Annotated in this window: 29 protein-coding genes; 15 read left to right on the top strand and 14 right to left on the bottom strand. The window is 71.0% G+C overall.

What is annotated here, in order from left to right; genetic code table 11:
* Positions 1-9: 9 nt before the first annotated feature.
* The 4 genes from ctaD to E1294_RS08140 all read right to left on the bottom strand — a co-directional run bounded on the left by ctaD (position 10) and on the right by E1294_RS08140 (position 5,767).
* Positions 10-1,707: an aa3-type cytochrome oxidase subunit I gene (ctaD, locus tag E1294_RS08155; protein WP_132506382.1), complete on the bottom strand. Its 1,698-nt coding sequence runs from the start codon at positions 1,705-1,707 to the stop codon at positions 10-12.
* Positions 1,708-1,892: 185 nt separating this feature from the next.
* Positions 1,893-4,118: a SpoIIE family protein phosphatase gene (locus E1294_RS08150; protein ID WP_132506380.1), complete on the bottom strand. Its 2,226-nt coding sequence runs from the start codon at positions 4,116-4,118 to the stop codon at positions 1,893-1,895.
* A 286-nt stretch (positions 4,119-4,404) separates the two neighbouring features.
* Complete coding sequence (locus E1294_RS08145) at positions 4,405-4,980, bottom strand: aminoglycoside phosphotransferase/kinase family protein (protein WP_132506378.1); 576 nt, start codon at positions 4,978-4,980, stop codon at positions 4,405-4,407.
* 418 nt (positions 4,981-5,398) lie between these two features.
* Positions 5,399-5,767 (bottom strand): hypothetical protein, encoded by a 369-nt coding sequence (locus E1294_RS08140; protein ID WP_165977162.1) that lies wholly within the window; start codon positions 5,765-5,767, stop codon positions 5,399-5,401.
* Positions 5,768-6,078: 311 nt separating this feature from the next.
* Between E1294_RS08140 and E1294_RS08135 the strand changes: the two genes are divergently transcribed.
* The 6 genes from E1294_RS08135 to E1294_RS08110 all read left to right on the top strand — a co-directional run bounded on the left by E1294_RS08135 (position 6,079) and on the right by E1294_RS08110 (position 10,840).
* Complete coding sequence (locus tag E1294_RS08135) at positions 6,079-7,320, top strand: Tm-1-like ATP-binding domain-containing protein (RefSeq protein WP_132506374.1); 1,242 nt, start codon at positions 6,079-6,081, stop codon at positions 7,318-7,320.
* Positions 7,317-8,138, top strand: a complete 822-nt coding sequence (locus E1294_RS08130; RefSeq protein ID WP_132506372.1) for a phosphoenolpyruvate hydrolase family protein — start codon at positions 7,317-7,319, stop codon at positions 8,136-8,138. Before E1294_RS08135 ends, E1294_RS08130 begins: the two co-directional genes overlap by 4 nt.
* A 15-nt stretch (positions 8,139-8,153) precedes the next feature.
* Complete coding sequence (locus tag E1294_RS08125; protein ID WP_132506370.1) at positions 8,154-8,561, top strand: cupin domain-containing protein; 408 nt, start codon at positions 8,154-8,156, stop codon at positions 8,559-8,561.
* A gap of 64 nt (positions 8,562-8,625) precedes the next feature.
* Positions 8,626-9,144 (top strand): SigE family RNA polymerase sigma factor, encoded by a 519-nt coding sequence (locus E1294_RS08120; protein ID WP_132506368.1) that lies wholly within the window; start codon positions 8,626-8,628, stop codon positions 9,142-9,144.
* Complete coding sequence (locus E1294_RS08115; RefSeq protein ID WP_132506366.1) at positions 9,141-10,283, top strand: hypothetical protein; 1,143 nt, start codon at positions 9,141-9,143, stop codon at positions 10,281-10,283. Before E1294_RS08120 ends, E1294_RS08115 begins: the two co-directional genes overlap by 4 nt.
* Positions 10,284-10,351: 68 nt before the next feature.
* Positions 10,352-10,840: a hypothetical protein gene (locus E1294_RS08110; protein ID WP_165977161.1), complete on the top strand. Its 489-nt coding sequence runs from the start codon at positions 10,352-10,354 to the stop codon at positions 10,838-10,840.
* A 223-nt stretch (positions 10,841-11,063) separates the two neighbouring features.
* Here the strand turns inward: E1294_RS08110 and E1294_RS08105 are convergent, their stop codons facing one another.
* Positions 11,064-12,269, bottom strand: coding sequence for a site-2 protease family protein (locus E1294_RS08105; protein WP_132506362.1), 1,206 nt, complete (start codon positions 12,267-12,269; stop codon positions 11,064-11,066).
* Positions 12,270-12,408: 139 nt separating this feature from the next.
* Here E1294_RS08105 and E1294_RS08100 point away from each other — a divergent pair, with 139 nt between their 5' ends.
* Positions 12,409-13,434, top strand: a complete 1,026-nt coding sequence (locus E1294_RS08100) for a LacI family DNA-binding transcriptional regulator (RefSeq protein ID WP_132506360.1) — start codon at positions 12,409-12,411, stop codon at positions 13,432-13,434.
* A gap of 20 nt (positions 13,435-13,454) precedes the next feature.
* Here E1294_RS08100 and E1294_RS08095 read toward each other — a convergent pair whose 3' ends face one another.
* Positions 13,455-13,796: a DUF3040 domain-containing protein gene (locus E1294_RS08095; RefSeq protein ID WP_165977160.1), complete on the bottom strand. Its 342-nt coding sequence runs from the start codon at positions 13,794-13,796 to the stop codon at positions 13,455-13,457.
* A gap of 308 nt (positions 13,797-14,104) precedes the next feature.
* Between E1294_RS08095 and E1294_RS08090 the strand changes: the two genes are divergently transcribed.
* Positions 14,105-14,593 (top strand): MarR family winged helix-turn-helix transcriptional regulator, encoded by a 489-nt coding sequence (locus tag E1294_RS08090; protein ID WP_246082877.1) that lies wholly within the window; start codon positions 14,105-14,107, stop codon positions 14,591-14,593.
* A 94-nt stretch (positions 14,594-14,687) separates the two neighbouring features.
* On the opposite strand, the gene E1294_RS08085 is transcribed toward E1294_RS08090, so the two are convergent.
* The 4 genes from E1294_RS08085 to E1294_RS08070 are packed head-to-tail and all read right to left on the bottom strand — an operon-like array spanning position 14,688 to position 18,102.
* Positions 14,688-15,662, bottom strand: a complete 975-nt coding sequence (locus E1294_RS08085) for a glycine betaine ABC transporter substrate-binding protein (protein WP_132506354.1) — start codon at positions 15,660-15,662, stop codon at positions 14,688-14,690.
* Between the two features lie 47 nt (positions 15,663-15,709).
* Positions 15,710-16,477 (bottom strand): ABC transporter permease, encoded by a 768-nt coding sequence (locus E1294_RS08080; RefSeq protein ID WP_220447621.1) that lies wholly within the window; start codon positions 16,475-16,477, stop codon positions 15,710-15,712.
* Positions 16,467-17,462: an ABC transporter ATP-binding protein gene (locus E1294_RS08075; RefSeq protein WP_132506350.1), complete on the bottom strand. Its 996-nt coding sequence runs from the start codon at positions 17,460-17,462 to the stop codon at positions 16,467-16,469. Before E1294_RS08075 ends, E1294_RS08080 begins: the two co-directional genes overlap by 11 nt.
* Positions 17,449-18,102 carry an ABC transporter permease gene (locus tag E1294_RS08070; RefSeq protein ID WP_132506348.1) on the bottom strand — a complete coding sequence of 218 codons (654 nt, stop codon included), beginning with the start codon at positions 18,100-18,102 and terminating at the stop codon, positions 17,449-17,451. The genes E1294_RS08075 and E1294_RS08070 overlap by 14 nt, the downstream gene beginning before the upstream one ends.
* A gap of 124 nt (positions 18,103-18,226) precedes the next feature.
* Here E1294_RS08070 and E1294_RS08065 point away from each other — a divergent pair, with 124 nt between their 5' ends.
* The gene (locus E1294_RS08065; RefSeq protein WP_165977159.1) at positions 18,227-19,045 is read left to right on the top strand and encodes an IclR family transcriptional regulator; all 819 of its coding nucleotides are present in this window, start codon (positions 18,227-18,229) and stop codon (positions 19,043-19,045) included.
* A gap of 16 nt (positions 19,046-19,061) precedes the next feature.
* Here the strand turns inward: E1294_RS08065 and E1294_RS08060 are convergent, their stop codons facing one another.
* Complete coding sequence (locus tag E1294_RS08060) at positions 19,062-19,763, bottom strand: DUF4142 domain-containing protein (protein ID WP_132506344.1); 702 nt, start codon at positions 19,761-19,763, stop codon at positions 19,062-19,064.
* Between the two features lie 218 nt (positions 19,764-19,981).
* On the opposite strand from E1294_RS08060, the gene E1294_RS08055 reads away from it, so the two are divergent.
* The 6 genes from E1294_RS08055 (at position 19,982) to E1294_RS08030 (ending at position 24,599) form a co-directional block, all read left to right on the top strand.
* On the top strand, positions 19,982-20,359 hold the full coding sequence (locus E1294_RS08055) for an STAS domain-containing protein (protein WP_132595462.1): 378 nt from the start codon (positions 19,982-19,984) through the stop codon (positions 20,357-20,359).
* Positions 20,360-20,463: 104 nt separating this feature from the next.
* Positions 20,464-21,069 carry a Dps family protein gene (locus E1294_RS08050; RefSeq protein WP_246082876.1) on the top strand — a complete coding sequence of 202 codons (606 nt, stop codon included), beginning with the start codon at positions 20,464-20,466 and terminating at the stop codon, positions 21,067-21,069.
* A 51-nt stretch (positions 21,070-21,120) separates the two neighbouring features.
* Positions 21,121-21,624, top strand: a complete 504-nt coding sequence (locus E1294_RS08045) for a hypothetical protein (protein ID WP_220447620.1) — start codon at positions 21,121-21,123, stop codon at positions 21,622-21,624.
* 81 nt (positions 21,625-21,705) lie between these two features.
* Positions 21,706-23,151 carry a hypothetical protein gene (locus E1294_RS08040; RefSeq protein ID WP_132506340.1) on the top strand — a complete coding sequence of 482 codons (1,446 nt, stop codon included), beginning with the start codon at positions 21,706-21,708 and terminating at the stop codon, positions 23,149-23,151.
* A 323-nt stretch (positions 23,152-23,474) separates the two neighbouring features.
* A complete protein-coding gene (locus E1294_RS08035) occupies positions 23,475-23,951 on the top strand; it encodes an SRPBCC family protein (RefSeq protein ID WP_220447619.1) in 477 nt (158 codons plus the stop codon).
* Between the two features lie 72 nt (positions 23,952-24,023).
* The gene (locus tag E1294_RS08030; RefSeq protein WP_132506338.1) at positions 24,024-24,599 is read left to right on the top strand and encodes a dihydrofolate reductase family protein; all 576 of its coding nucleotides are present in this window, start codon (positions 24,024-24,026) and stop codon (positions 24,597-24,599) included.
* Between the two features lie 180 nt (positions 24,600-24,779).
* Here the strand turns inward: E1294_RS08030 and E1294_RS08025 are convergent, their stop codons facing one another.
* From E1294_RS08025 to E1294_RS08015, 3 genes are all read right to left on the bottom strand, one after another.
* A complete protein-coding gene (locus E1294_RS08025; RefSeq protein WP_132506336.1) occupies positions 24,780-25,121 on the bottom strand; it encodes a TraR/DksA family transcriptional regulator in 342 nt (113 codons plus the stop codon).
* Positions 25,114-25,455: a hypothetical protein gene (locus E1294_RS08020; RefSeq protein WP_165977158.1), complete on the bottom strand. Its 342-nt coding sequence runs from the start codon at positions 25,453-25,455 to the stop codon at positions 25,114-25,116. The genes E1294_RS08025 and E1294_RS08020 overlap by 8 nt, the downstream gene beginning before the upstream one ends.
* Positions 25,456-25,549: 94 nt before the next feature.
* Positions 25,550-25,924, bottom strand: a complete 375-nt coding sequence (locus tag E1294_RS08015) for a hypothetical protein (RefSeq protein WP_132506332.1) — start codon at positions 25,922-25,924, stop codon at positions 25,550-25,552.
* Between the last annotated feature and the right edge of the window lie 208 nt (positions 25,925-26,132).

The raw sequence follows: 26,132 nt of genomic DNA, 5'->3' as shown, positions 1-26,132 counted from the left end.
AGCCGTCGCTCAGGTCTCGCGCTTCGCCTGCTCGATCTCCGCGTCGTGCTGGGGGTGCCACATGTGCGGATAGTGCAGGTCGAACGCCGGCCGTTCCGAACGGATGCGCGGCATGGACGTGAAGTTGTGGCGCGGCGGCGGGCAGGACGTGGCCCATTCCAGTGAGTTGCCGAACCCCCACGGGTCATCGACGGTGACGCGCGGGGCGCGGCGGGCCGTACGCCAGACGTTGTACAGGAACGGCAGCGTCGACAGGCCGAGGATGAAGGCGCCGACCGAGGAGACCAGGTGCAGGTCGGTGAAGCCGTCGACGGCGCTGTAGTCGGCGTAGCGCCGCGGCATCCCGGCCACGCCCAGCCAGTGCTGCACGAGAAACGTCGTGTGGAAGCCGATGAACAGCAGCCAGAAGTGCCAGGCGCCGAGCCGGTTGTCGAGCATGCGGCCGGTCATCTTCGGCCACCAGAAGTAGAACCCGGCGAACATGGCGAACACCACCGTGCCGAACACCACGTAGTGGAAGTGCGCCACGACGAAGTAGGTGTCGGTGATGTGGAAGTCGAGCGGCGGCGAGCCGAGGATGACGCCGGTCAGCCCGCCCAGCAGGAACGTCACCAGGAACCCGACCGAGAACAACATCGGCGCCTCGAAGCTCAGGTGCCCGCGCCACATGGTGCCGATCCAGTTGAAGAACTTCACGCCCGTCGGCACCGCGATGAGGAAGGTCATGAACGAGAAGAACGGCAGCAGCACCTGCCCCGTGCCGAACATGTGGTGCGCCCACACGGTCATCGACAACCCGGAGATCGCGATGGTGGCGCCCACGAGCCCGATGTAGCCGAAGACGGGCTTGCGGCTGAAGACCGGGATGACCTCGGTGATGATGCCGAAGAACGGCAGCGCGATGATGTAGACCTCGGGGTGGCCGAAGAACCAGAACAGGTGCTGCCAGAGCAGCGGCCCGCCGTTCTCCGCCACGTAGACCTGCGTGCCGAGCTTGCGGTCGGCTTCCAGCGCCAGCAGCGCGGCGGCCAGCACCGGGAACGCCATCAGCACGAGCATGCTGGTCAGCAGCACGTTCCAGGTGAAGATCGGCATGCGGAACATGGTCATGCCGGGAGCGCGCATGCACACGATGGTGGTGAAGAAGTTCACCGAGCCGAGGATGGTCCCCAGGCCCGACAACGCCAGCCCCATGATCCACAGGTCGCCGCCCGTGATGGGGCTGTAGACCACGTCCGACAACGGCGTGTAGGCGAACCAGCCGAAGTCGGCCGCCCCGTCAGCGGTGAGGAACCCGCTCACCACGATCAGACCGCCGAACAGGAACAACCAGAAGCTGACCGCATTGAGCCGCGGGAAGGCGACGTCTGGCGCGCCGATCTGCAGCGGCATGATGACGTTCGCGAACCCGGCGAACAGCGGGGTGGCGAACAGCAGCATCATGATCGTGCCGTGCATGGTGAACAGCTGGTTGTACTGCTGCGGGCTGACGAGCTGCAGGCCCGGGTGGGCCAGCTCGCCCCGGATGACCAGCGCCATCAGACCGGCGAGGAGGAAGAAGGAGAACGACGCGATCAGGTACATGTAGCCGATCACCTTGTGATCGGTCGAGGCCAGCCAGGCCGCGATGAGCCTGCCCTTGCGGCGGACCCGTGGCCGCTCCGGCGGCGAGGCGAGCGGCTCGTCCCGGGGCTTGAAGATGGTCATGTACGATCTCCGTCTTTCCAGCACAACGGGCATCGGCTGACCACGCCCCTGTACGAGCGTGCCGCCGACCACCTGCCCGACCAGCGTTGGCTACCCTGGCGCCCCCACCCGAATCGCCGCCATACCGCGGGACGATCGATCCGTTACACCCCCGTGGGAATCGGCCGTCCGCCCGGAGAACCGCTTCACCGGTCCTCGACCAGCACCCTGCCCTTCGCCTCGTGCCGGGCCGCCGGCTCCGGGAGCCGCAGCGCGATCATGGCCACGTCGTCGTCGGCCGACAGCGGCAGGGCGCTGAGCAACTCGTCGCAGAACCGGTCGAGAGGCTGGCGGGCGAGCGCGCACGCGTGCCTGCGCAGCCGCTCCAGGCCCTCGTCGAGGTGCTCGTCGTGCCGTTCCACGAGCCCGTCGGTGTAGAGCAGCAGCGTGCTCAGCGGGGGCAGCGGCTCCCGCGCGGACACGCACCGGGCGTCGTACGGGATGCCGAGCAGCGGGTTGGCGCCGTCCTCCAGGAAACGGCCCTCGCCCTCGCCGGTGATCAGCAGGGGCGGCGGATGGCCGGCCACCGCGTAGTTCAGCCGGTGACCGCCTTCGCCCTTCTCGACCCTGGCCAGCACGCAGGTCGCGGTCTCCTCGCAGTAGAGGGTCTTCATCGCGATGTTCAGCCGGGCGAGGATCTCCCCAGGAGGCTCCTGCCGGTCCACGACCAGCCCTCTGAGCATGTTGCGCAGCTGGCCCATGGCGACCGCGGCGCGCAGGTCGTGCCCCGCGACGTCGCCGATGGCCAGCACCGTGGCGCCGTCCGGCAACACGAACGAGTCGTACCAGTCGCCGCCCACGTCGGCGGCGGCGGGGCTGGCGCGGTAGCGCGCGGCGATCTGCATGCCGGGCACCCGCGGCGGTTGCGCCAGCAGGCTGTGCTGCAGGGCCACCGCGACCTTGCGCGTGCGCTGGAACCTCATCGCGCTGCTCAGGCTGTCATGGGCCTGCTCGATCATCTCGCGCAGCAGGGTGACGGTGCCCTGGCCGATCGGCGCGCGGTCACCGCAGGCGGCCGCCGTGACCACGGCTGCGAGCGTGCCGTCGACCACGACGGGCAGGATCGCGATGCTGTTGGCCCCGGTGGCCTCCAGCCAGGTGCGCGTGCCCGCCGGCACGAGATCGCCCAGCGGCGATCCGGGGGTGAACGTCGTACGGAACGGCCTTCGCCGGCGTACCACGGCGGCGAACCCGCTGTCGGAGGCCAGACGTTCCTCGCTGAACGGCGGGAGCCTGGGCAACCCGGTGCGGGCGGCGGTGGCGATGCGCTCGGCCACGAAGTCGCCGCCTCTCGCCAGCCCGTCGGCGAGGTCGATCACCAGGTGCACGCCGCATCCGTCGGCCAGGTCGGGCACGATGACGTTCGCCAGCGCGCCGAGCATGCCCTCCAGGCTCGTCCGGTCGGCCGTCGCCGCGGCGGCCGAGTCGAGCAGCCGCTGGCGCCGCCGCTCCTGCCACTGCTGCTCGATGTCGGTGCAGGTGCCCACCCACTCCACGAGACGGCCGTTCTCCTGGATCGGCACGGCGCGCGCCTGGAAATGCCGGTACGTGCCGTCGACCGTGCAGAGCCGGTAGACGTGCTCCCACACCTCGGAGACCTCCTTGATCGCACCGGTCCACGACGCCTGCGTGGAGGCGCGGTCGTCCGGGTGAACGGCGTTCATCCAGCCGTCGTCGCGGAAGTCGTCCCATGACTGGCCGGTCACCCGCTCCCATCCCAGGCTCGGCTCGATCACCAAGCCGCCGGGGTCGGTCACCCAGACGATCTGCGCGCTGACCCGGACCAGGCTCTGGTAACGCCGCAGGATGCGGCGGCGCTCGTCGGCCACCGCCTGGAGCCGCTGCGCCACGGTGACCTGATCAGTGACGTCCAGGAAGAGCGCGAGGACGCCGTACGTGCCGTCATCGAAGGCGATCCGCGAGAGGCTGAAGGTGAAGAACCGTTCCCGGTCCGCCCGGTCCGCCCGGTCCGCCCGGTCCGCCCGGTCCGCCCGGTCCGCCCGGTCCGCCCGGTCCGCCCGGTCCGCCCGGTCCGCCCGGTCCGCCCGGTCCGCCCGGTCCGCCCGGTCCGCCCGGTCCTCCCGGTCCGCCCGGTCCTCCCGGGTCGCGCCGCCGGGGGCGTCGGTGCGGACCACCGCCCTGCCCGTCCTGAGCACCTGGTCGAAGATGGGAATGTAGTCTTCCAGGGCCACGCGGGGGAAGGCGTCCCTGAGCGGGGACCCGATCGGCCGCTCCCCGAACAAGGACCGGTGTGTCTCGTTGGTGTACAGCAGCCGGTGGTCGGGCCCACGGGTCACCGCGACCCCCACAGGCGCCGGCTCCAGCACCTCGAAGGTCAGACCACTCACCCGCTGCCCGTAGACACCGTCCATTGCGACTTCCCCCGATGACGCCGTTCACGGTGATTCGCGAGCCCGGTCAGAGTCCTACCCTTTCCTGACGCGACGGGAACCCGGCGGGTCACGATTCCGGCCCGTCCGACGCCTCTGGCCTCCCAGCACCGGCGATAGCATGACTGGGCGTGAGCACCGACCGGCTCGCCACGGTGTGGGGCGACGACCCGCCGGTGTCGGTGCGCAACCAGGTGGCGATCGCCGTGGCCGTGCTGCGCCGGTCCCTGCGCGACGTCGCGCTCCGGTGACGCCGGGCGCCTGTCCGTCAGCGCAGCGGGAACCGGCCGGGGTCCACCGTGGCGAGGTCACGCAGGAAGCCGCGTTTGTGAGGGTCGTCCCAGTCCTTCCACTCGGCGGCGTCGATCAGCGTCCACACGCCCCATTCCAGGAGCATGTAGCGCACGGTCACCGGCCACAGCGCCAGCTCGGCCTCGGTGAACCCGACGTGCCGCCGGTACGCCGAGGAGAAGGCGGACCACTCGTCGCCCGTGAAGAGCCGGGGCGGCGCGGTGGCCATCTCGTTGTGGAACAGCAGCGCGGCCAGCGCCAGGTCGAGGATGCGCGGCGCGTACTCGGCGTTGTCGGGGTCGACCAGCACGGGCGCCCCGTCGACGTAGACCAGGTTGCCGGCCTTGTAGTCCATGGACACCGCAGCCCGCGGGAGCCGGCCGTCGCGCACCGGCGGCAGCGTCTCCGCCATGAACGACTCCAGCCACGGCCCCAGGCGGGCCGGCACCTCGTCGCGCAGGTCGGGCGCGTGCTCGCCCAGCACCCGTCTGAGCCCGGTGATGTCCTCCTCCACCGAGGCGGCGTCGTGGTCGGGCCAGCCGAACTCCGGCATGATCTGGTCGCCGACCTGGGCCGGGTTGTCGACGGGCAGGGAGGCGGGTGACCACGCCGACGTCCTCCCCTGCGAGCGCCTCCAGCCATCGGGAGATGGCGGCCGCGGCCGCCACGGGGCCGGTGGTCCGCTTGATCACGGCCTTGCCGCCGTTCAACCGGACGGGGAAGACAGGGGCGTACGGATAGCAGGAGCGCTCCGACCTGCCCGCCTCACCGACGGCGAAGTGCTGGAAGACGTCGGCGAAGTCGGCCGCCCGGTCATGGGCCATGTGCGCTCCTGCGGGCCTGGGCTGACGGGGTGTCGAATGTTAGTCGAAAGCCGCGTGGCGCCGACACCGTTATCGGGAGGGGGACGGCGGCTCGGGCACGGCCCGCCCGCAGGCCGCGCCCTTGCACCCCTGCAGCCGGTCGAGCTCTTAGAGCTCGCGCTCGCCCTTCAGATAGCGCACGTACAGGTAACGATCGGTCCTGATCGCCTCGTAGGCGATGCTGAGCACCTGCCCGGAGCCCGGCGGCTTGCGCCCGTACGGCGTCGCGAAGTCCTGGTCCAGGTCACCGTCGGTGCCCGCTTCGCCGCTGGGGTCGTTCTCCGCCGACGTGCGGCCCGCAACGGTCGGCAGCGCGCCGTTGCCCGCCTCGTGCAGCACGGGACGCCGGGACGTGCGCTCCGGCTGCCGGGCGAAGGGCAGCAGCGACCGGCCGTCCACGGCGAGCCCGGGACGCACGCCCGCGGCGTCGGCGATGGTGGCGGCCAGGTCGGCGTTGACCGCGAGCTCCTTCGACACGCCGCCGGCGGGCAGGCCGGGGCCGCGGAGTCGGAGTAGGTCCAGCGGCGCCCGGCCGCCACGTCCACCAGCGCCTCGTGCCCGCCGAAGCGGGCCACGGCGCGCTCGAAGTTCTCCCCGATCGTCTCGCCCAGCAAGGGGACACCGGACACGCCCGAGGCGTACGAGAGCAGTGCGTCAGCCATGGAAACAGACTCCGCCAGGATCGGCCCGGTGACCACCCCCTCCCGGGGATGCGCCCGGCCAGGCGTGGGAGGCCGCCGGGACGGGCAACATCCAGGAGGTCTCCGAACAGAGGGGTGTGGCAGGACATGCCGTCCGTCGTGCTGATCGGCACACTCGACACCAAGAGCGAGGAGTACGCGTGGCTGCGCAACCGGCTCGTGGAGCTGGGCAGCGACGTGGTCGTGGTGGACGCCGGCGTCGGCGTCCCCGGCCAGACGCTGCTCGCCGACGTCTCCAACGAGCAGGTCGCCGGGGCGGGAGGGCGCGACCTGCGGGCGCTGCGCGCGGCCGGCGACAGGGGCGCCGCCGTGACCGTCATGGGCGAGGGCGCGGCGGTGATCCTGGCCCGGCTGCACGCCGACGGCCGCGCCGACGCCGTGCTGGCGCTGGGCGGCAGCGGCGGCTCGTCGATCGCCGCGCGGGCCGTGCGCGACCTGCCCATCGGCCTGCCCAAGCTGATCGTGTCCACGATGGCGGCGGGAGACGTCGCCCCGTACGTCGGGGCGAAGGACGTCACGATGATGTACAGCGTGGTCGACATCGCGGGCATCAACCGGCTCTCCCGCGCCATCCTCGGCAACGCCGCCGCCGCGGCCGCGGGGATGGCCCGCTCGCACCAGCTCGCCAAGGCCGAGCTGACCGCGGGCGGCTCCGACCGGCCGCTGGTCGGCGCGTCGATGTTCGGGGTGACCACTCCGGCCGTCGACGCCGCACGCGAGCGGCTCGCCGAGCTCGGCTACGAGGTGCTCGTCTTCCACGCGACCGGTGCGGGCGGGCGCGCGCTCGAAGGGCTCGCGGCGAGCCGGATGCTGGCCGGCGTGCTCGACCTGACCACCACCGAGCTGGCCGACGACCTCGTGGGCGGCGTCCTGTCCGCAGGGCCCGGCCGGCTCACCGCGGCCGGCGCGCACGGCGTGCCGCAGGTGGTCGCGCCCGGCGCGCTCGACATGGTCAACTTCGGCCCCCCCGACAGCGTGCCCGCCGAGTTCGGCGAGCGCCTGCTGTACGTGCACAACCCCACCGTGACGCTGATGCGCACCACGGTGGGCGAGATGGCCGAGCTCGGCCGCCGCGTGGCCGCCAAGCTCCGCGACGCGAGCGGGCCCACCGTGCTGTTCGTGCCCCGCCGGGGCGTGTCCGCCCTGGACGCGCCCGGCGGCGCCTTCGCCGACCCGAAGGCCGACGAGGCCTGCTTCGAGGCCATGGCCGAAGGGCTGCGCGGCTCCGGCGTGCCCGTCGAGGAGCTCGACCTGCACGTCAACGACCCCGCCTTCGGCCGCGCCATGGCGGAGCGGCTGCATCACATGATCTCCGGAGGTACCACGTGAACAGGCAGGACGTGCTCGACAGGCTCCGCGGCACGGTCGCGGCCGGGCAGCCGATCGTCGGCGCGGGAGCCGGCACCGGCCTGTCGGCCAAGTGCGCCGAGGCCGGCGGCGCCAATCTGATCATCATCTACAACTCGGGCCGCTACCGCATGGCCGGGCGCGGCTCGCTGGCCGGGTTGCTGCCGTACGGCGACGCCAACCAGATCGTCGTCGAGATGGCCTCAGAAGTGTTGCCGGTCGTGCGTGACACACCGGTGCTCGCCGGCGTGTGCGGCACCGACCCGTTCCGCGTCATGCCGCTCTTCCTCGACCAGCTCAAGGCGATGGGGTTCGCCGGCGTGCAGAACTTCCCGACCGTGGGCCTGTACGACGGGACCTTCCGCCAGAACCTGGAGGAGACCGGCATGGGCTACGACCTGGAGGTGCAGATGGTGCGGCAGGCCCGCGAACGCGACCTCGTCACCGCCCCCTACGTCTTCGACGAGAGCCAGGCGCGGGCCATGGCCGAGGCGGGCGCCGACGTGCTGGTGCCGCACGTGGGGCTGACCACCAAGGGCAGCATCGGCGCCGGCACCGCGCTGACCCTCGACGAGGCCGCCGAGCGCGTGCAGGCCATGCGCGACGCGGCCATGGCCGTCCGGCCCGACGTGCTCGTGCTCTGCCACGGCGGCCCGATCGCCGAGCCCGACGACGCAGCGTACGTCCTGTCGCGGACCAAGGGCGTGGCCGGCTTTTTCGGCGCCTCGTCCGTCGAGCGGCTGCCGACGGAGCGCGCCATCACCGAGCAGGTCCGAGCCTTCAAGTCACTCACGTTCTGAAAGAGAGGAGCCGCCATGCACGTCAGCCCCGACAGCGTGCCGACGATGGCCTTCGACTGGGGGTCGATCAAGTGGTTCGTCACCCCGTCAGCCGTCCAGGGGGCGAGCAGCACCCTGGGCGAGGTCATCGTCAACCCGGGCCGCGGGCACGCCCGCCACCACCACCCCGGCGCCGAAGAGATCATCTACGTCATCTCGGGCGAAGGCCGCCAGATGGTGGACGACGGCGAGGAGTTCACCATCAAGGAGGGTGACACCGTGCACATCCCTGCGGGCGTCTACCACTCGACGTACAACACCACCTGGCGGCCGTTGCGGCTGATCGTCACGTACACGCCCGGGGGAGAGGAGAAGGCGCTGGAGGCCGCGCCGGACCTCACGCTGCACGAGCCGGGCGGCGTCGCGGAGTGGCGCCAGGCCTGACCGCACGCCAGACTGCAACCTTTCGCCCGGCGGGTCGCGTTGTGACGGGCGAGAGGAGACCACATTGAATGGTGACGACGGTTTCCGCGAGTTCGTGCTCGCCCGGCAGCAGTCGCTGATGCGGACGGCGTACCTGCTCACGGGAGACGCCCATCTCGCGGAGGACCTGTTGCAGAGCGTGCTGGCCAAGGTCGTGGGCCACTGGCCCAGGGTGTCCAGGGACGGCAATCCCGAGGCGTACACCCGCAGGGCGCTGGTCAACCAGTACATCTCGTGGAAGCGCAGGCCGCGGCCCGAGATGCTGAGCGCCAGTGTGCCGGAGCACGGCGCCTCGTACGACGAGGCCGCGCTCGACCGGATCGTGTTGCGCCGGGCGCTGGCGAGACTGACGCCCAAGCAGCGGGCGGTGATCGTGCTGCGCTTCTGGGAGGACCTCACCGAGGCGCAGACGGCCGAGGTGCTCCGCTGCTCGATCGGCAACGTCAAGAGCCAGTGCCATCACGCGCTGGCCCGCCTGCGCTCGCTGGCACCCGAGCTCGGGCCCATGCTGTCGGATCCGGAGACCGTGGGGGTGACCCGATGACCACGTTGCGGGAGGCGCTGGACGACATCGCGGCCGAGGCCCCGGCGGTGGACCTCACGCACCTCGTGGACGCGGCCGTCACAGGCCGCAGGCGCAGGCGCAGGCGGCGCACCGGCTGGGCGCTGACCGCGGTCGCGACCGTCACGGTGATGGGCGCGGTGACCGCGGCCGTGGTGGTGCCGGGACAGCGGGGCGGCGAGGCGGCCACGCAGCGGCGTGCCGAACCGGTGCTCGACCTGCCCGACAGCCGAGTGGGCAAGCTCAGCAGCGCCTACATGACGCCCTGCGCGTTCGACGCCGTACGGAAGAAGTTCGACTGCGGCATGGTCGAGTGGCGGGTGGTCACCAGCGCCGGCACGACCTATCGCGTGCCTGAGGCGCTCGCCATGACCGAGAACGAACGGCGCGCGCCCGTGGCGGTCAGCAGGGACGGCCGCATGCTCGCCTACTACAGCCGCGAGGCGCAGGCGCACGTGGTCAGGGACCTGGTGACCGGCTCCGAGACGACCTCGCCCGTCACGGTGGAGGAGGAGCGGATCGACGTCGGCTCCATGCTGGCGGTCTCCGACGACGGCCGCCACCTGGTCTTCGACCCGCGCGAGGGCAGCAAGAAGCCAGGGCTGCTGATCGACGTGCGGACCGGCAAGACGGTCTCGGTGCCCGGCACGTACGAGGTGGTGACCATCAAGGACGGCGTCGCCGAGCTGGTCCGCTACCGCAAGACCGACCTGTGGCTGATGCCCGTCACCGGCGGAGGCAAGCCGGTGCGCTTCGACGGCGCGTTCATCGGCTTCAGCGAGCTCGCCCCCGACGGCCGCACGGTGGCCGCCTACTATTTCCCCCCCGCCGAGAAGGGCAGGTTTCCCAAGTCGGACCTCGTGAAGCGCGGGCTCAGCCTGCTCGACACGAAGACCGGGCGGGCCCTGCGCAAGGTCGACATCCGCGGCCTGCCGAAGGACGGCGGGATCTTCGAAACCTCGCTGTGGCTGAACGAGAAGGAGGTCACCCTGGCCTTCCAGAGCACGAAGGGACAGATCAGCACCTACGCGGTCGACACGACCACGGGTCAGGCCCGGCTCCTGACCCGGCATCCCGGCGGGCGCAACAGCGTGGTCCTTCCCGGAGCCGCGGCCGGCTGATCGCGGCGCCCACGCGGGAGGCGTGGCCAGGATGTGCGGCCACGCCTACGATCACGCGGGGAGGCGGTATGAAACGGGTGGCCCTCGTCGACGCCGCCGACGAGCGGCGCGCGGGCGACCAGTTCCCCGGCGTGGCCGTGCTGCGTCCTGGACGGGGCCCCGGGTCCGGCCCGCCACGGCGGGAGGGGCGCACCAGGGACGAGGAGCGGCTCGGGATCTCCCGCCTGACCCGCGTGAACGCGGCCGTGGCGTACGCGCTGGCCGAGGACCTGCCCAGGCGGCTGGCGGAGCGGGCCAACCCGCGAGGGAGAGCATGGGAGCGGGTTCGCGCGGAGTCCGGCCGGGTGGCCAGGATCGCCACGGTCAACGCCGACGGGCTGCCGCCCGACCGCGAGCAGGAGCTGCGCTCCTTGCGGCAGATCGAGCGGTTCCTGACATGGGCCACCCGGATCAAGCGGCCGTCCCCACGGATGTGGAACCGCACGACCGCCGTGGCGAGCTTCGGCGGGACACAGAAGAAGAAGTCGCATGTCCTCTGGATGTGCCTCACCATGTAGGCGACTTGGAGGCAGACGTAGCTGCCGTTGGCCCACGTCCAGGCGATCTTCTTGCTTTCGGCGGAATCCCCGAACCACTGGGCGGTGCCCGGGCAGTTGGGGTGTCCGCCTCATGGGTGGTGACCGCGGGCCTGAAGGAGGAGGTGGACGACGCCGACCCTGCCGCGGGGCTCGCCGCCGCGACCAGGCTTCCTCGTCAGTGAAAGCGCCGTACCCTTCGCGGTCACCGCGAGGAGTGGTCCACGGGACGGCCCGGGTAGCGCATCGTCAGGTCGGCCCCCCGAGGGCCGTGGTACGGGTCGCCGGCGTGCAGCCCGGCGGTCTGGATCAAGCGGCTGATGTCGCTGGGCGTGAGCAGGCCGATGAGCCGCCCGGCCGGGTCGAGCACCACGGCGCGGCCGTCCGCGCAGCCGTCCATCCGGGTCAGCAGGTCGGTCAGCGCCTCGTCGGGCCGGGCGGCGGGCACCTGGTCGGCAGGGCAGGCGATGTCGCGCAGCCGCGTCACGGCGCGTGCGTCGGGCGGTACCTGGCGGATGCGGTTGAGCGTGACCAGCCCGAGGAAGCGCATGTGGTGGTTCACCAGCGGATAGGTCGACAGGCGCTCGCGCATGACGACCCGGTCGACGAGCTCGGCCACGGTCTCGTCCGGATGGGCGACGACCAGCCGGTCCGACATGACGTTCCCGATCCTGATGCCGTGCAGCGACGAGCCGAGCTGCGCCTGCTGCTCCTCGGCGCTGGCGGCGCTGACGAGGAACAGGCCGATCAGGGCCAGCCAGAGCCCTTGGAACCCGCTGCCGGTGACGACCTGCAGGAAGCCCAGCGCGATGAGGACGTAGCCGAAGACCCGGCCCGCGCGGGCGGCGGCCACCGCCGCCCTGGTGCGGTCGCCCCAGCGCGACCACAGGGCGGCACGCAGCACGCGCCCTCCGTCCAGTGGCGCCGCCGGGATCAGGTTGAACACGGCCAGGATCGCGTTGACCCCGGCGAGGTAGCCGAACATCCCGGCCAGCAGCGGCGCCGCGTCGGCGGCGGTGACGAGGAGCGCGACGGCGCCGAAGATCACGCCGCACAAGAGGCTGGTGAGCGGGCCCACCACCGCGATCTTCAGGTCGGCGCCCGGTGAGCGCGGCTCGCCGCGCAGCTCCGCCACCCCTCCGAGCAGCCACAGCGTGATGTGCGCCACGTCGATGCCGTGGCGCTTGGCCACCATCGCGTGGGAGAGTTCGTGGGCCAGCAGCGACGCCAGGAACAGCACCGCCGTGGCCAGCCCGGCCAGCAGGTACACCACGGGAGACGAGCCGGGGAAGACCACGGGAAACCGGCCGAACGCCAGCCCGACGACCAGGATCAGCACGATGACCAGCACGCTGACGTTGAGCCCGACCGGAATCCCCCCGATCCGGCCGAGACTGATGGATGAGCGCATCCGCCCTCCCCACAGTGCGAGTGTCCGCTCCACGTACCCACAAATGGCACGCCCACGCAGTGACCCGGCCGGGGCAGCGTTCGGGAACAACCGTGCGAAGAAGCGGTAGGATCAGCGGTACCACCGGACACGAGGAACGATGTCGAGCATCAAAGAGGTCGCCCGGCTCGCTGGGGTCTCCGTCGGCACCGTGAGCAACGTGCTCAACCGGCCCGAGATGGTGGCCCCGGAGACGCGGCTGCGGGTGCAGGCGGCGATCGCCAGCCTCGGCTACGTCCGCAACGGCTCCGCCCGGCAGTTGCGGGCCGGCCGCAGCCGGACCATCGGCGTCGTCGCCCTCGATCTGGCCAACCCGTTCTTCATCGACGTGCTGCGCGGCGTGGAGACCGCGGCGCAACCCCTCGACGTCAACGTCATGGTCTTCAACAGCAACAAAGACGCCGGCCGCGAGGCCGGGCTGCTGGAGACGTTCGAGGAGCAGCGACCGCTGGGCGTGCTGATCACGCCGGTCAACGACAGCGGCGAGGAGGAGCGGCTGAGCCGGCTCGTCTCCCGCGGCATCCCGGTGGTGTGCTTCGACAGCTCGGCCCCGCACAGCCACGGCTGTGCCGTCGCCGTGGACGACGTGCTCGGCGGGCGCCTGGCCGGCCGGCATCTGCGCGAGCGGGGGCATCACCGCATCGCCTTCGCCGGCGGGCCGTTCACCGTCCGCCAGGTGCGCGAGCGGCATCTCGGTCTGGCGGGCGTGCTGGGCGCGGCCGACGTGCTGACCGTGATCCCGCTGCCCGACCTCACGGTGGCCACCGGGCGCACGGCCGGCGCGGAGATCGCCGGGCTGCCTCCCGCCGAACGCCCCACCGCCCTCTTCTGCGCCAACGACCTGGTCGCGATCGGGGCGTTGCAGGAGATGACCCAGCGGGGCCTGCGGGTGCCGGCCGACGTGGCGATTCTCGGCTATGACGACATCGACTTCGCCGCCGCGGCGGCCGTGCCGCTGTCGTCGATCCGGCAGCCGCGTGAGCAGCTCGGCCACACCGCCGCGCTGATGCTGCTGGAGGAGGCCAACCAGCCCGCCGGTCAGCCCGGCCATGAACCGGGCCACGAACATCGCCAGGTCGTCTTCCAGCCCGACCTGGTCGAACGCGCTTCCACCGCCGCTCCCTAGACGGTGAGAGCGCGGCGTCGTCAGCTCATCTGCTCGTCGAGCTGGGTGGCGTCGGGGCCGGGGAAGGGGCCGTTGAAGGGGCCATTGAAGGGGATCGCGGTCGGAGACGGCCGCAGCGTGCCCGACCAGTCCTGGTAGGACAGCAGGATGGCCACCGCGAGCACCAGGACGACGCTCGTGGCCGCGGCCAGCGCCCACAACACGACCGCCGGAGTGCTCAGGGCGTCGAGCCCGCGGGGCGGATCGGGCTCGCGGCTCCTGCCGCGCGGCCCCGCCAGGAGCTTGTCGAGCACGGGATCCTCGTGCGCCAGCCGCTCTTCGATCTCCGCGAGCGCTCGCCGCTCGTCTCTGGACATTGCCATGATCTCAGGCTGTCTCCAGGGCGTGACGAGAACAGCGGCCGGTCTGGAGAGGGGGCACATGCACCTGAGGGACTCCCAACGTGGCTCTCCACATTCTTGCAGTATGCAACATTAGTGACTCCGCTGTCACGGCGGGCGGAGTTCCAGGATCGTCTCCGCGTGTGGGGTGCGGGAGCCCGAAAGGGTCGTCGAGGCCGCCCCGCGATCACGCGACCTGCGGATGCACGGGATCGGCAGCCGGGTCGCCATGCGGATCCACGGCCCCGACCGTGTAGAACAGTTCTATGCCAGAGCGTCAATCCGCCCAAATGAACGGTGAGGATCAGGCCGCTGTCATCTCGGCGGTGCTGGCGGGCTCGCGGCTGCTGGTCGCGATCGCGGCGCGTTCGCTCGGCGCCGTCGGTGACCGGGTGACGTTGCCGCAGTTCCGGATGCTCGTGGTGCTCTCAGGACACGGCGAGACCAAGCTCGTCACCATGGCGGAGCTGCTCGACGTCAATTCCTCCACCGCCATGCGGATGGCCGACCGGCTCGCCGCCGCGGGACTGGTGGTCCGCGAGGTCAATCCGATGAACAGGCGGGAAAGCCTGATGCGCCTGACCGATGAGGGCAGGCGCATCGTGGACCAGGTGACCGCCCGTCGCCGGGACGAGATCGCGGCGATCGTCTCGCGCATGTCGCCGGCGGAGCGCCAGGCGCTGATCTCGGCGATGGCGGCCTTCAACGAGGCGGGCGGCGAGCCGGCGGCGCCGACCCCGGAGGCCGGCAGCCACCCGCTCGGCTGGCCCGACGCCTGAGCGGTCCGCCCGGCGGGCCCGGCACCTGAGTGGGCCCGCCACCTGAGCGGGGCCGTGGCGGACCCCCGGGCGGCGGACCGCGGTGGTCAGCGGGTCAGGAGGCCGCGTTGCCGAGGAAACCCTGCTTGTCCAGCCAGTCGGCGGCGACCTTGCCCGGCTCCATGCCCTCGACGTCGACCTGCGCGTTGAGCTCCTGCATGGTCGCGTCGTCCAGCTTGGCGATCACGGGCTGGAGCACCTTCTCGATCGCCGGGGTCTTCTGGTAGGTCTCCTCCCTCAGGGTCATGGCCGCGTTGTAGATCGGGAAGAACTTCTTGTCGTCCTCCAGCACGGTGAGGTCGAGGGCGGCGATGCGGCCGTCGGTGGTGAACACCTCGCCGAAGTTGCAGGTCTCGCCCTTGTCCGTCTCGGTGTAGACGACGCCGGTGTCGAGCAGGGAGATGTTGTCCTTGGGGATGGTCATGTCGTACGCCTTGCTCAGGCCGGGCAGCCCGTCGTCACGGGTCGAGAACTCCGTCTCGATGCAGATCGTGACGTCCTTGGGGTTGGTCTTGGCCAGCTCGGCCACGTCGGAGACCGTCTTGACGCCCAGCTCCGTGGCCTTCTCGGAGCGGATGGCCAGGGCGTAGGTGTTGTTCAGCGGGGTCGGACCGATCCAGTGGATCTTGTTCTTCTGGAGGTCGGCCTCCGCGGTGGCCTTGAACTGCTCGGCGGAGTCCTGGATCGGCTTGGTGTTCTTCAGGAACTCGATCCAGCCCGTGCCGGAGTAGTCCCAGTACATGTCGATCTCTTTGGACTCCAGGGCCTTGCGGTTGGCCACCGTGCCGCCGAGGTTGGTCTTGTCGACGATCTCCGCTCCATGCGCCTTGAGCAGGTGAACGGCGATCTTGCCGAGGACGATGTTCTCGGTGAAGTCCTTGGAACCGACGATGTACTTGGTCCCCTTGAGCTCGTCGCCCGCGCTGCCGGCTTCGACGGCGTCGGAGGAACCGCAGGCGCTCAGGGTCGTGACCGAGAGCGCGGCGGCTGCGAGGAGGGTGAACGTCTGTCGTAGCGGGCGGGAGAACATTTGAAGCACCTTCTTGCTATGTGATCGGGTGGTTACCGAAAGCGTGGTCACATGCCGCGTGGCTTGAGCAGGTCCTCGGCGAGCCCGCCGAGCCAGTCGATGAAGAAGGCGATACACGCGGTGAGCACGCCTCCGACGATGGTCACGGGCATGCGGTTGAGCTTGAGGCCGTTGACGATCAGCTCGCCGAAGCCGCCGGCCGCGACGAAGGCGCCGAGCGTGGCGACGCCCACCGTCAGGACGAGCGCGGTGCGCAGGCCGGCCAGGATGGCGGGCACGGCCAGCTTGAGCTCGACCCGGCGCAGGATCTGGCCCTTGGTCATGCCCATGCCGCGGGCGGCCTCGATGAGCGCCGGGTCGACCTGCTGGACCCCGACCATGGTGTTGCGCAGGACGGGCAGCACGGCGTAGGCGACCAGGCCGACCAGCGCGGTCTGGAAGCCGACGCCCATGAGGAACGTGGCCAGCACGAGCAGGCCGATGGAGGGGACGGCCTGGCCCAGGTTGCCCACGGTGAGGATGATCGGGGTGATCAGCCGGTTCCTGGACCGCGAGGCGGCGATGCCCAGCGGGATCGCGATGATCACCACGAGTGCGGTGGCGGCCACGGTCATCTGGATGTGCTCGACGGCCTTGGTCAGGATCACCGTCTGGTTGAGGCTGCGCTGCTCGATCGAGTCGAGTTCCAGCGTCCCGACCCAGGCGTACAGGGCGACCAGGACGGCGATGATGGCGACGGGCGTGAACAGGTGCCGCACGCCGAACGTACGGCCGGGCTTCCGGGACCGCCCGACGGCCAGGGTCTCAGCGGTCACTGGACACCACATCTTCCTGCTCGCCGGACCGGGCGCCCACGGCCTCGCACAGGGCGGCGTAGGTGAGCACCCCGTCCGGCGTGGCGCAGCGGTCTGCCCCGTGGGCGATCATGGTGTCCAGCGCCTCGCGGAGGCTGGCGTCGGCGGACACCCGCGGCAGGCCGGGATCGGCCGGCGCGCCCGTGGCGGGCACCTCCGACACGCGCATCAGCGCGAGCCGCTTGAGCGTGGCGTCCTGCCCGATGAAGCTCGCGACGTAGTCGTCGGCGGGGTCGGCGAGGATGGCGGCCGGCGTGTCGTACTGCGCGATGTGCGAGCCCTCGCGCAGCACGGCGATGCGGTCGCCCAGCTTGATGGCCTCCTCGAAGTCGTGCGTGACGAAGATGATCGTCTTGCGGAGCTGCTTCTGCAGTTTGACGAACTCGTTCTGCAGGTGCTCGCGCGTGATGGGGTCGGTGGCGCCGAACGGCTCGTCCATGAGCATCACGGGCGGGTCGGCGGCCAGCGCCCTGGCCACGCCCACGCGCTGCTGCTGGCCTCCGGAGAGCTGACGGGGGTAACGATCGCGGAAGGCCGACGGCTCCAGGTTCACCAGCGACAGCAGCTCGTCGACGCGGGCGGAGATCCGGTCGGCCGTCCAGCCGAGCAGGTTGGGGACCAGCCCGATGTTCTGCGCGATGGTCTGGTGGGGGAACAGGCCCACCTGCTGGATGGCGTACCCGATGTGGCGGCGCAGCTGGTCGGGGTCGAGGCTCAGCACGTCCTGCCCGCCGATGCGGATCTCGCCGGACGTCGGCTCGACCAGGCGGTTGATCATCTTCATGGTGGTCGTCTTGCCGCAGCCCGACGGGCCGACGAAGACGACCAGCTCGCCGGCCGGGATGTCGAGGGTGACGTTGTCGACCGCTGGGGCAGGCTGGCCCGGATAGCGCTTGGTCAGCGAGCGCAGCTCGATGCGCACGCCTTCGGTGTCACGGTCGAACACGAAGCCCCCTTGGGGTGGTGATGTAGCGAACGGCGAAGAAGAACAGGTCGAACAGGATGGCGATGACCACGATCCCCAGCGTTCCCGCGAGGGTGGCGTTGAGGGAGTTCACCGAGCCGAGCCGGGACAGGCCCTCGAAGATCTGCGTGCCCAGGCCAGGACCGTCGACGACGGCGGCGATGGCGGCGATCCCGATCAGCATCTGCGCCGAGATGCGCACGCCGGTCAGGATGAGCGGCCAGGCCAGCGGAAGCTGGACCCGCAACAGCAGCCGGGTGCGGCTCAAGCCCATCCCGCGGCCCGCCTCGACGGTGGCCGCGTCGAGGCCGCGCATCCCGGTGACGGTGTTGCGGATGATCGGCAGGAACGCGTAGGCGGTCAGCGAGACCAGCGTGGAACCCCAGCCCAGTCCGACGATGGGGATGAGGAGGGTGAGCAGCGCGAGCGACGGGACCGTCAGGATCCCGGCGGAGATCGCCACGGCGGTGCTCCGCACTTTCGGGGCGTCGTAGGCGAGGAGCCCGATGCCGACGCCGGCCACGGTGGCGATCGCTATGGCGATCCCCACGACCAGGGCGTGCTCGGCTGCGGCCAGCGAGAGGGTGTCCCAGCGTGAGACCACGTACTCGCTGAAATTCATGGGGGTACCGGCTTCCTTTACGCTTGCATGGGTTCGCAAACGTATGCGATTAGTTGCGGTGAGCGCAAAACTAGGTGCAACTAGCGCAACAGTAGTGCAATGGTTCTGTTATGAACGGATAGGGATGACGGACAAGCCGACGGTGCCCTCGGCAGGTCTACGCCGGGACATAGAGATCCTCGAAGTTCTCGCAGGTCATGGGGATGACCGCGATGCCGACGGGTTCGGTGTCAGCTGGATCGCGCAACGGCTGGGCCGGGAGAAGAGCCAGGTGTCCAGAGCGCTTCGCGCACTCGAGCTCGAAGGCATGGTCGAACGCGATCCGATCACCCGGCGCTACCGCCTCGGGTGGCGGCTTTTCGCGCTGGCCGCCCGCACCCAGCACGCCAGGCTGGTCCAGGTCGCGGCCCCCTACCTGCGGGGGCTGGCCACCGCCTTCGACGAGGACGCCTACCTGTGCGTGCTGCGCGGCAACCTGGTGCTGACGCTGATGTCGGTGCCGTCGTCGCGGGTCTATCACCGGGTCTGGGAGGGCATCTCCGTGCCGCTGCTCATGGCCGCCGCGGGCCGCTCCCTGGTCGCCGACTGGGACGATCAGCGGATACGCGAGCTGCTGCGCGCCACCACCCTGCCCTCCGGGCTCGACTCGGCGGTCAGCGGCACGGAGGAGTGGCTGGCCGACCTGGCCCACGTGCGCTCGTGCGGTTACGCCGTGACGGACGTCGAGCTGGAGGACAGCAAGGCCGGGGTGTCGGCGCCCGTACGTGATCACCGGGGGCTGATCACGGCGGCGATCAGCGTGTCGGTGACCCGGACGCACGCGGCGGCCCGGCTGGACGAGATCGGCGCCGCCGTCGGCGAGGCGGCGCGCCAGCTCTCCATATCGCTGGGCCTGGTGCCGGACGGCCGCCCGGTCATGTCGCCCACGGAGGGGTCGCTCTGACAGGCGCTTCCCGGCGTCAGGCGCTCGGGGTCGGGAAGCTCTCCGGCGTGGTCAGTCCGGTGCTCTCGAGCAGGCGCTGGTGGTTGAGCACGGCCGCGTTGCACTGCTCGGAGAACTTCCTGACCAGGGTGTTCTGCGTGCTGCCGCGGACCGTGCCGATGAGGCCGAAGATCTGGCCGTGGGCCAGGCGCAGCCACTTCACGTACGTGGTGTCGTAGTCGATCCCCGTGCGCCCGGAAATGTCGGACATCCAGTTCTGCTGGTCGTCGGTGGGCCTGACGGGCAACTCCACGTTCAGCTTGGTCGCGAGGTCGCGCGCCGCCTCGTCGAGCTCGTGGTGCTGCGACGCGATCTCGGAGCTGATCTTGCGGACCTTGGCCGTGCTCGCCTTCTGGACGGCCTCCTGGGCGATGACCATCTCCCACAGGGTGGCGAGCCGGACCTTCTTGATCAGTGAGCGGTCCGTCTCCGACAGCGGCCCCCATTTGGTGAGCCACGTGCCCGAGTCGCCCTCCTGATCCGCCGTGGGGCTCTCCGCGGCGTCCTGCGTCTCCTCGGGGAACGCCGTGTCCGTCGGCAGCGGGGCGGTGGTCTGCACGGCGGCGACATCCGGCAGGCCGGCGCTCTGGGCGGGAAACGACGGGGCGCACGCGCCGAGCGGGACCATAGCGGCCAGGCCGCAGACGACGATAACCGGACGGCTGCGTCGGAGTCGCATGTGCCGTCATCCCCTCTGGGTTTCAGGGCTCGGCCCTGCATGGGCCGTGCCGGTCACTACGGGATACGCGGCGTCCGCGAGGAACGTTCAGGAGGCAGGCCGAAAAGGTGCGAGGCGCGGGCCGGAATGCGGCGACAGTCCGTTGCGCCGGGCAACGGACTGCTAAGGTGGGCTCGCACAACACGGTTCCCCCCACCTGGACGGATGCCATGAACCCGATGGAACCGGGCGCCTACGGGGCTCATCCGGACTTCGACATCGGGTTCGACCGCCACGGGCGCATCGCGCTCCTGCACCTGAAGGGCCGCCTCGCCGGGGTGGCATCGCTCGTCCTCCAGCAATATCTCGTCAAGGTGCTGGTCGCCCGGATCCCGCCGCTGTTCATCGTGAACGTCGAGGGCCTCACCGAGACCGACGACTCGGGGCGCGAGACACTGCGCTCGGCCGACCGGCACGCACGGGCGTCGGGCGGGCGCATGATCGTCGCGGGTGGCGGCGGGGCGCTGCGCCTGGAGCTGGGCGCCCTGGATCTGGTGGAGTCCGTCGACGACGCGTTCGCGGAGCTCACCCGCTCCGGCGCCGGCGACCTGCTGTAGCGAACGCACGGGTCTTTTCCGATTGATGGGCGAACGTGGTGCTCGTATGCCCTGGTCAAGGGGAAGGTTCGAGCCGACGTGACCCGTACAGGAAGGATCGGCCCGTGGCCACCATCAGACGCACCGCCAAGTCTCGCCGGAAAGGGTCCAGCCAGCCGTGGATCCACCAGGACGGCGTGGAGCTCCAGGAGTTCGGCACCGTCCGCATGTTCCCGCTCGGGCTCACGTACGACGCGCGGATGTACTCCTGCCAGCGCCTCAACCAGGTGCTCGCGGACACCCAGATCCTCTACAACCTGTACAAGAAGCACCACTGGCTGATGCGCGGCCCCACCTTCTACCAGCTCCACCTGCTGCTCGACAAGCACGCCACGGAGCAGCTCGAGGTGGTCGACCTGCTCGCCGAGCGGGTGCAGACCCTCGGCGGCGTGGCGGTCGGCGATCCCCGGCACGTCGCTGAGATCACCGTCATCCCGCGCCCGCCGGACGGCGCGGAGGAGGTGCCCGCGATGTTGTCGCGGCTGATCGAGGCGCACGAGGCGATCCTGGTGGCGGCGCACGACGCGGCCGCCCGCGCCGCCGAGATGGGCGACGACGGCACCAACGACCTGCTCGTCTCCGACGTCATCCGCAGGGGAGAGCTGCAGACCTGGTTCCTCATCGAGCACCTGGTGGACACGCCGCTGGTCGAGCCCGCCCGCGACCGCTAGGGCGACCGGCCGGCGACGCGCCGCGGAGAGGCGTGCGGCAGTCTCTTAAGGGTGAGGTCCAGGAACAGCCCACGCACCACACTCGTCCGGCGCATCCGCAATCTGGCGGTGCTCGAGCCGGTGAACATCGTGATCTTCGGCGTGACGGCGTTCGTGATCCTGCCCGCGCCGCTGAACACGGTCAACGTGACGGGGTTCGTGCTGGTGGCGGTGCATCTGCTGATCGGCGGCGCCTACTGGGCGATCAAGGTGCGGCAGGTGCGCGCGCGGTTGCCGAAGCCGCCGCTGATCGGCGCCTTCGGGTGGTTGCGCCGGTTGTGCGAGGCCGGCCTGGTCGCCGGGTTCGTCATCCTCGCGGTGTCCGTGGCGCGCGGGGCAGTGGGGCTCGGGTCGCTGCCGGGGATCCTGTTCTACCTGCTGGCCGTGGCCGAGTACGTGAACTATTTCCACTGGCAGCTCAGCCACCAGACCTCCGCGGACGTCACGAGGCTGCTGCGGACCCGGCGGCTGCACCGCTCGCATCTGTACCTCGACATGCGCGCCCATCGAGGGTGAGCGTCACCGGCGGGCATACGTTCGGGCAAAACTTGCCGCCATGACCGTCCCGCGCCCGCGCCGCGCGCTAAGAACATGCCGGTGAGTTCATCGTTGCGTGCACGGCTGCGCGCCGACCCGTGGCGCGTGCTGCTCGTCCTGGTGGCCGTCTGCTACGCGGCCCTCCAGCTGCTCCTGGTCGGCCCGGGGATGGGGCTGGGCTGGGACGAGGTCGTCTACGTCAGCCAGGTCGACCCGCGCGTCCCCGCGGCCGAGTTCATCGCGCCGCGCGCCCGCGGCATCACCCTGATCGTCGCCCCCGTCGTGCTGATCACGTCATCGACGGAGGCGCTGCGCGTCTACCTGTGCGTGGTGTCAGCGCTGGCGCTGGCCGTGTCGTTCGGCACCTGGCTGCGGGTGCTCCCTGGGCCTGTCGTGCCGGTGGCGGCCCTGCTGTTCGCGTCCCTGTGGTTGTCGCTGTTCTACGGCAACGAGGCCATGCCGAACCTGTGGGTGGCGTTCTGCGCGGTCGCCGCGACCGGGTGGTGCGTGCGCTGCCTGCGGCAGGACAGCGGGTACGGCCCGCCGCTGGGGTTGGCGGCGAGCGTGGCCGCGGTGGCACTGTTGCGCCCGCCGGACAGCGTCTGGCTCGCCCTCCCGCTGGCCGTGGCGCTGCTGGTCGTGCCGGGCCGGCGGCGGGTCAGGGCCGTGATCGCGCTCGGCGCGGGCCTGGCCGCGGGGTGGGCCGACTGGATCGTGGAGGCGTACGTGCGGTTCGGCGGGCTCGCCGCGCGCTGGCAGGCCGCCGGCGCGGCGAACGAGACGGGCCTGCACGTCTCCCTGTACGAGCACGCCAGGGCGCTCAACGGGCCGCTGCTGTGCCGGCCGCCCGCTCACTGCGGGCCCGTCGTGCTGCCCTGGCTAGTGTGGTGGAGCACGATCCCGGTCCTCGTCCTGCTCGGACTGTACGCGGCGCGGCGCACGGGCCGCCTGTCCGAGTGCGCGCTGCCCGCCGCCACCGGGCCCGCACTGGTCGTGCCGTACGTCTTCCTCGTCGGCTACGCGGCGCCCCGGTTCCTGCTGCCCGCGTACGCGCTGCTGGCCTTCCCGATCGCGTACGGCGCGGTGTGGGTCATGGCGAGGAGGCGGCGAGCCGGGCTCGGCCTCGTCGTCGCCGCCCTGCTCGCCCACTTCACCCTGCAGGGGCTCACCCTGGACAAGGTCGTGGCCCTCCGGGTGACCAAGCGGCAGGCCGACGTCGAGGTGGCCCGCGCCCTGAGGGCCTCCGGCGTACGCGGCCCGTGCCTGGTGTACGGCGAGCACGCGGTGATCATCGCCTACCGGCTGGGCTGCGACGGGCACACCGTGCTGGACTGGCCGCGCGGTGACGAGACGCCGTCCGCCGTGCGCGACGCCCTGGACGCGGGCAGGCAGGTGGTGGCCGTCGACAAGGGCCGGCCGGTTCCCGCGCCGTTCCTGCTGGAATGGGGGAGGGGGCGGCTGCCCGGGGCGCGGCCGGGCGCGTGGCACGCCTACTTCCCGCACTGACCGTTCCCCGTGCACCTCCACGCGAGCCCTGGCCGGCGCCTCTCCGCGCTTGACCGCCCCCTGGCTGGAGACCCCGGACCCCCGCCGGTCGGCCTACGGCGCCGTGGCCGCCTCCCTCGCCCTGGACGGCGGCCCGCTCTCCGGCATCGGCAGGAGCACGCTGAATTTTTCTGCGGTGGTGTCGAACGGCGTCGGGCGCGTTCGTAGCCAAGGTGAGAGGCCGGCAACGGGGGCCATCACCCCCGGCACCCCGGCCACCGACGACACCGAACCTTCCCGCGTCCAGGGCGGGGAGGCCGGAGATGACAAGGAGCGTGCACATCGTGGACCAGGAGAACGTGACTGCCACCCTGACCGTCGCCGCGCCGGCGGAGAAGGTGTTCGCGGTGCTGGCCGACCCGACAGCCCATGCCGGGATCGATGGCACCGGCTGGGTCGAGGAAGCCGTTGACCAGGTGCCGCTGACCGAGGCGGGGCAGATTTTCCGGATGGGCATGCATCACGACGGCCATCCGAACGGTGACTACCAGACGGCCAACAAGGTCCACGTGCTCGACGCGCCGCGTGCCATTGGCTGGTTCACGGGATACGACAAGGGCGACGGCCACCTGGAGTTCGGCGGCTGGTTCTGGCGTTACGACCTGGCGCCGCTCGGTCCGTCCGAGACCGAGGTCACGCTCACCTACGACTGGTCGGCGGTGCCGCAGTCGATCCGGGACTACCTCCAGTTCCCGCCGTTCGGCCCCGAGCATCTCACCAACTCGCTGCGCCACCTGGCCGAGCTCGTCTCCGGTCGGTGATGTCGCCGGCCAGGACACCATCGTGCCGCCCACGCCGAACACACCCGATCCACCACGTTAGAGGAGAGCACCATGACCGCTACCTACACGTTCGACGTCTTCTCCAGCCTCGACGGCTTCGGCGCCCACAACGGGAACTGGGGCGGCTACTGGGGCAAGCAAGGCCCCGAGCTGCTTGAGCACCGCCTCGCCCAGTACGCCCAGGAGCTGCGGATGGTCTTCGGGGCCACCACGTATCGGGCGCACGCGCAGATGCTGGCCTCGGGCACCGAGGTTGAGGTCCTCGATCCATGGGTCACCCGGATGAGGGACCTGCCGGCCACGGTGGTGTCGAGCACGCTGCAGGGACCACTCGACTGGCCGGACGCGACCGTCGTGAGCGGTGATGCCGTCGACGTCGTCGCCCGGCTCAAGGAGGAGTCCGACGTGCCGTTGCGCTCGCATGGCAGCCTGTCGCTGAACCGGGCGCTGATGGCCGCCGGCCTGGTCGACCGCGTTCAGGTGACGCTCTTCCCGGTGGTCACCGGTCAGACCGGAGTGGATCCGATCTTCCAGGGTGGAGCCGACTTCGACCTCGAGCTGATCGAGAGCCGGACGCTCGACGGCCACACCCAGGAGCTCATCTACCGGCCCACCCTGCACGCCTGAGTCCGTCCGTGCGCTTTCCACGCGGGCCCCGGTCGGCGCCGGCGTGGGGGAGCCGGCCTTCTTCCACCGGCACGCCACGTACGACCGCGCCTCCACGCGTACGCACCTGGTGCACTGTCTCGCCCTGTGACGCGTCGCGCCGGGGAGGGCGGGGCCGAAACCCCGCCCTCCGAGGCGCCCTCAGGCGGCTTCGTGCCGCCGCTGGCAGCCGATGCAGTAGCGGGCCAGCGGCCGGATCTTGAGCCGCTCGAACGGGATGCCCGTCTCGCAGCGCGAGCAGCGCCCGTAGGTGCCCTCGGACAGTCGTTCCAGGGCCTGGCCGAGCTCGGCGATGGCGCGGTCGGCGGCGGCGATGTTGACGAGCAGTTCCTGCCACGTGTCGTCGGCACCACTGCCCTCGCTCGCCGCCGCCTGCAGACCGGTCAGCTGGTTGCTGCGCCGGGCCAGCTGCTCCTGGAGCTCCTGGCGCAGCGTCTCGGCCTGCACGCTGCTGAGGTGGGTCGTTCCGTTGGTGTCAGTCATGCTGATGTCCTCTCTGGAGCGCGCACCGGTCACAGATGCTCCGGTACGGCGTCCGCAGGAGCTGTTCGTAGGCGATGAAGGTCCCGCAGCCCCGGCACGTGCCGTAGACGCCCCGGTCCATACGGTCGAGCGCGGCCTCGATCTCGGACGTGCGCGGATCGGCCGCGGCACCCGTCGGCCGGGGGCGGGACAGGGCGGCCGTGAGCTGGTCCTGCAGCAGCTCACGGAGTTCCTCCAGCCGCGCCAGGTACCGCTCGTAGTGCTGCAGGTGCGTGTGGACTGATCTGACGTCGGCCATGACGATGTTCGGCTCCTTGCTTGCGGGAAACGGCACACCTCGGGGGTGGCCGAAGGCAGCGCTCGCGGACGGGCCCGGGGACGTGCGTGACCGGGCCTCTCGCCGCGCGAGCGGCAGGAGAAGAGGAGCGCTAGATCAGCGGCGGGCTGCGCGATCCGGCGGTGCGGTGCGCGAGTTGCTGGGGATCGCGGATCCCGCCCGGGTCGAGCCCCGGAGCGGGCAACTTCGCGAGCCGGCCGGCCTCGTGGCGCCGTTCACCGCGCTGGGGCGGCCACAACGGCAGCACCTGCCGCTCGCCGGTCGCCGTCTGCGGCGGCATGCTCGACAGCTGCGCGTCCCACGCCTCCAGCGTCCACGTCTGCGTGGAGCCGAAGCCGGGTTGGTGCGCACGGCCGCCGCCGTGCCAGTTGTAGGTGGATCCGACCAGCAACAGGGACAGCAGGACCAGGCCCATCACGCCGGCGAACGCGATGGGCCCTCGTGGTGTTCTCCACGGTCCCGTCATAAGGCCGACCATAGCCCAGACGGTGGGAAAAGGCATGCGTGCCGGCTCGGCGAAACCGGCGGCCGCCCCGCGCCGCCGAGGCCGGGCGCTTCCGGCTCCTGGGTGAGGCCCACCGGGACGGGTAGAATCGGGCATTGAGGTATGAATTTCGCAGATCGCGGCACGGCCGCGGCGGCTGGAGGTGATGCCCTCTCTCTGAGAAGACCGT

The organism is Nonomuraea diastatica, from assembly GCF_004349015.1.
In the GTDB taxonomy this organism is placed as follows: Bacteria; Actinomycetota; Actinomycetes; order Streptosporangiales; family Streptosporangiaceae; genus Nonomuraea; species Nonomuraea diastatica.
The sequence above is the reverse complement of the archived record's forward strand: the minus strand, read 5'-3'. Positions and strand labels throughout refer to the sequence as shown.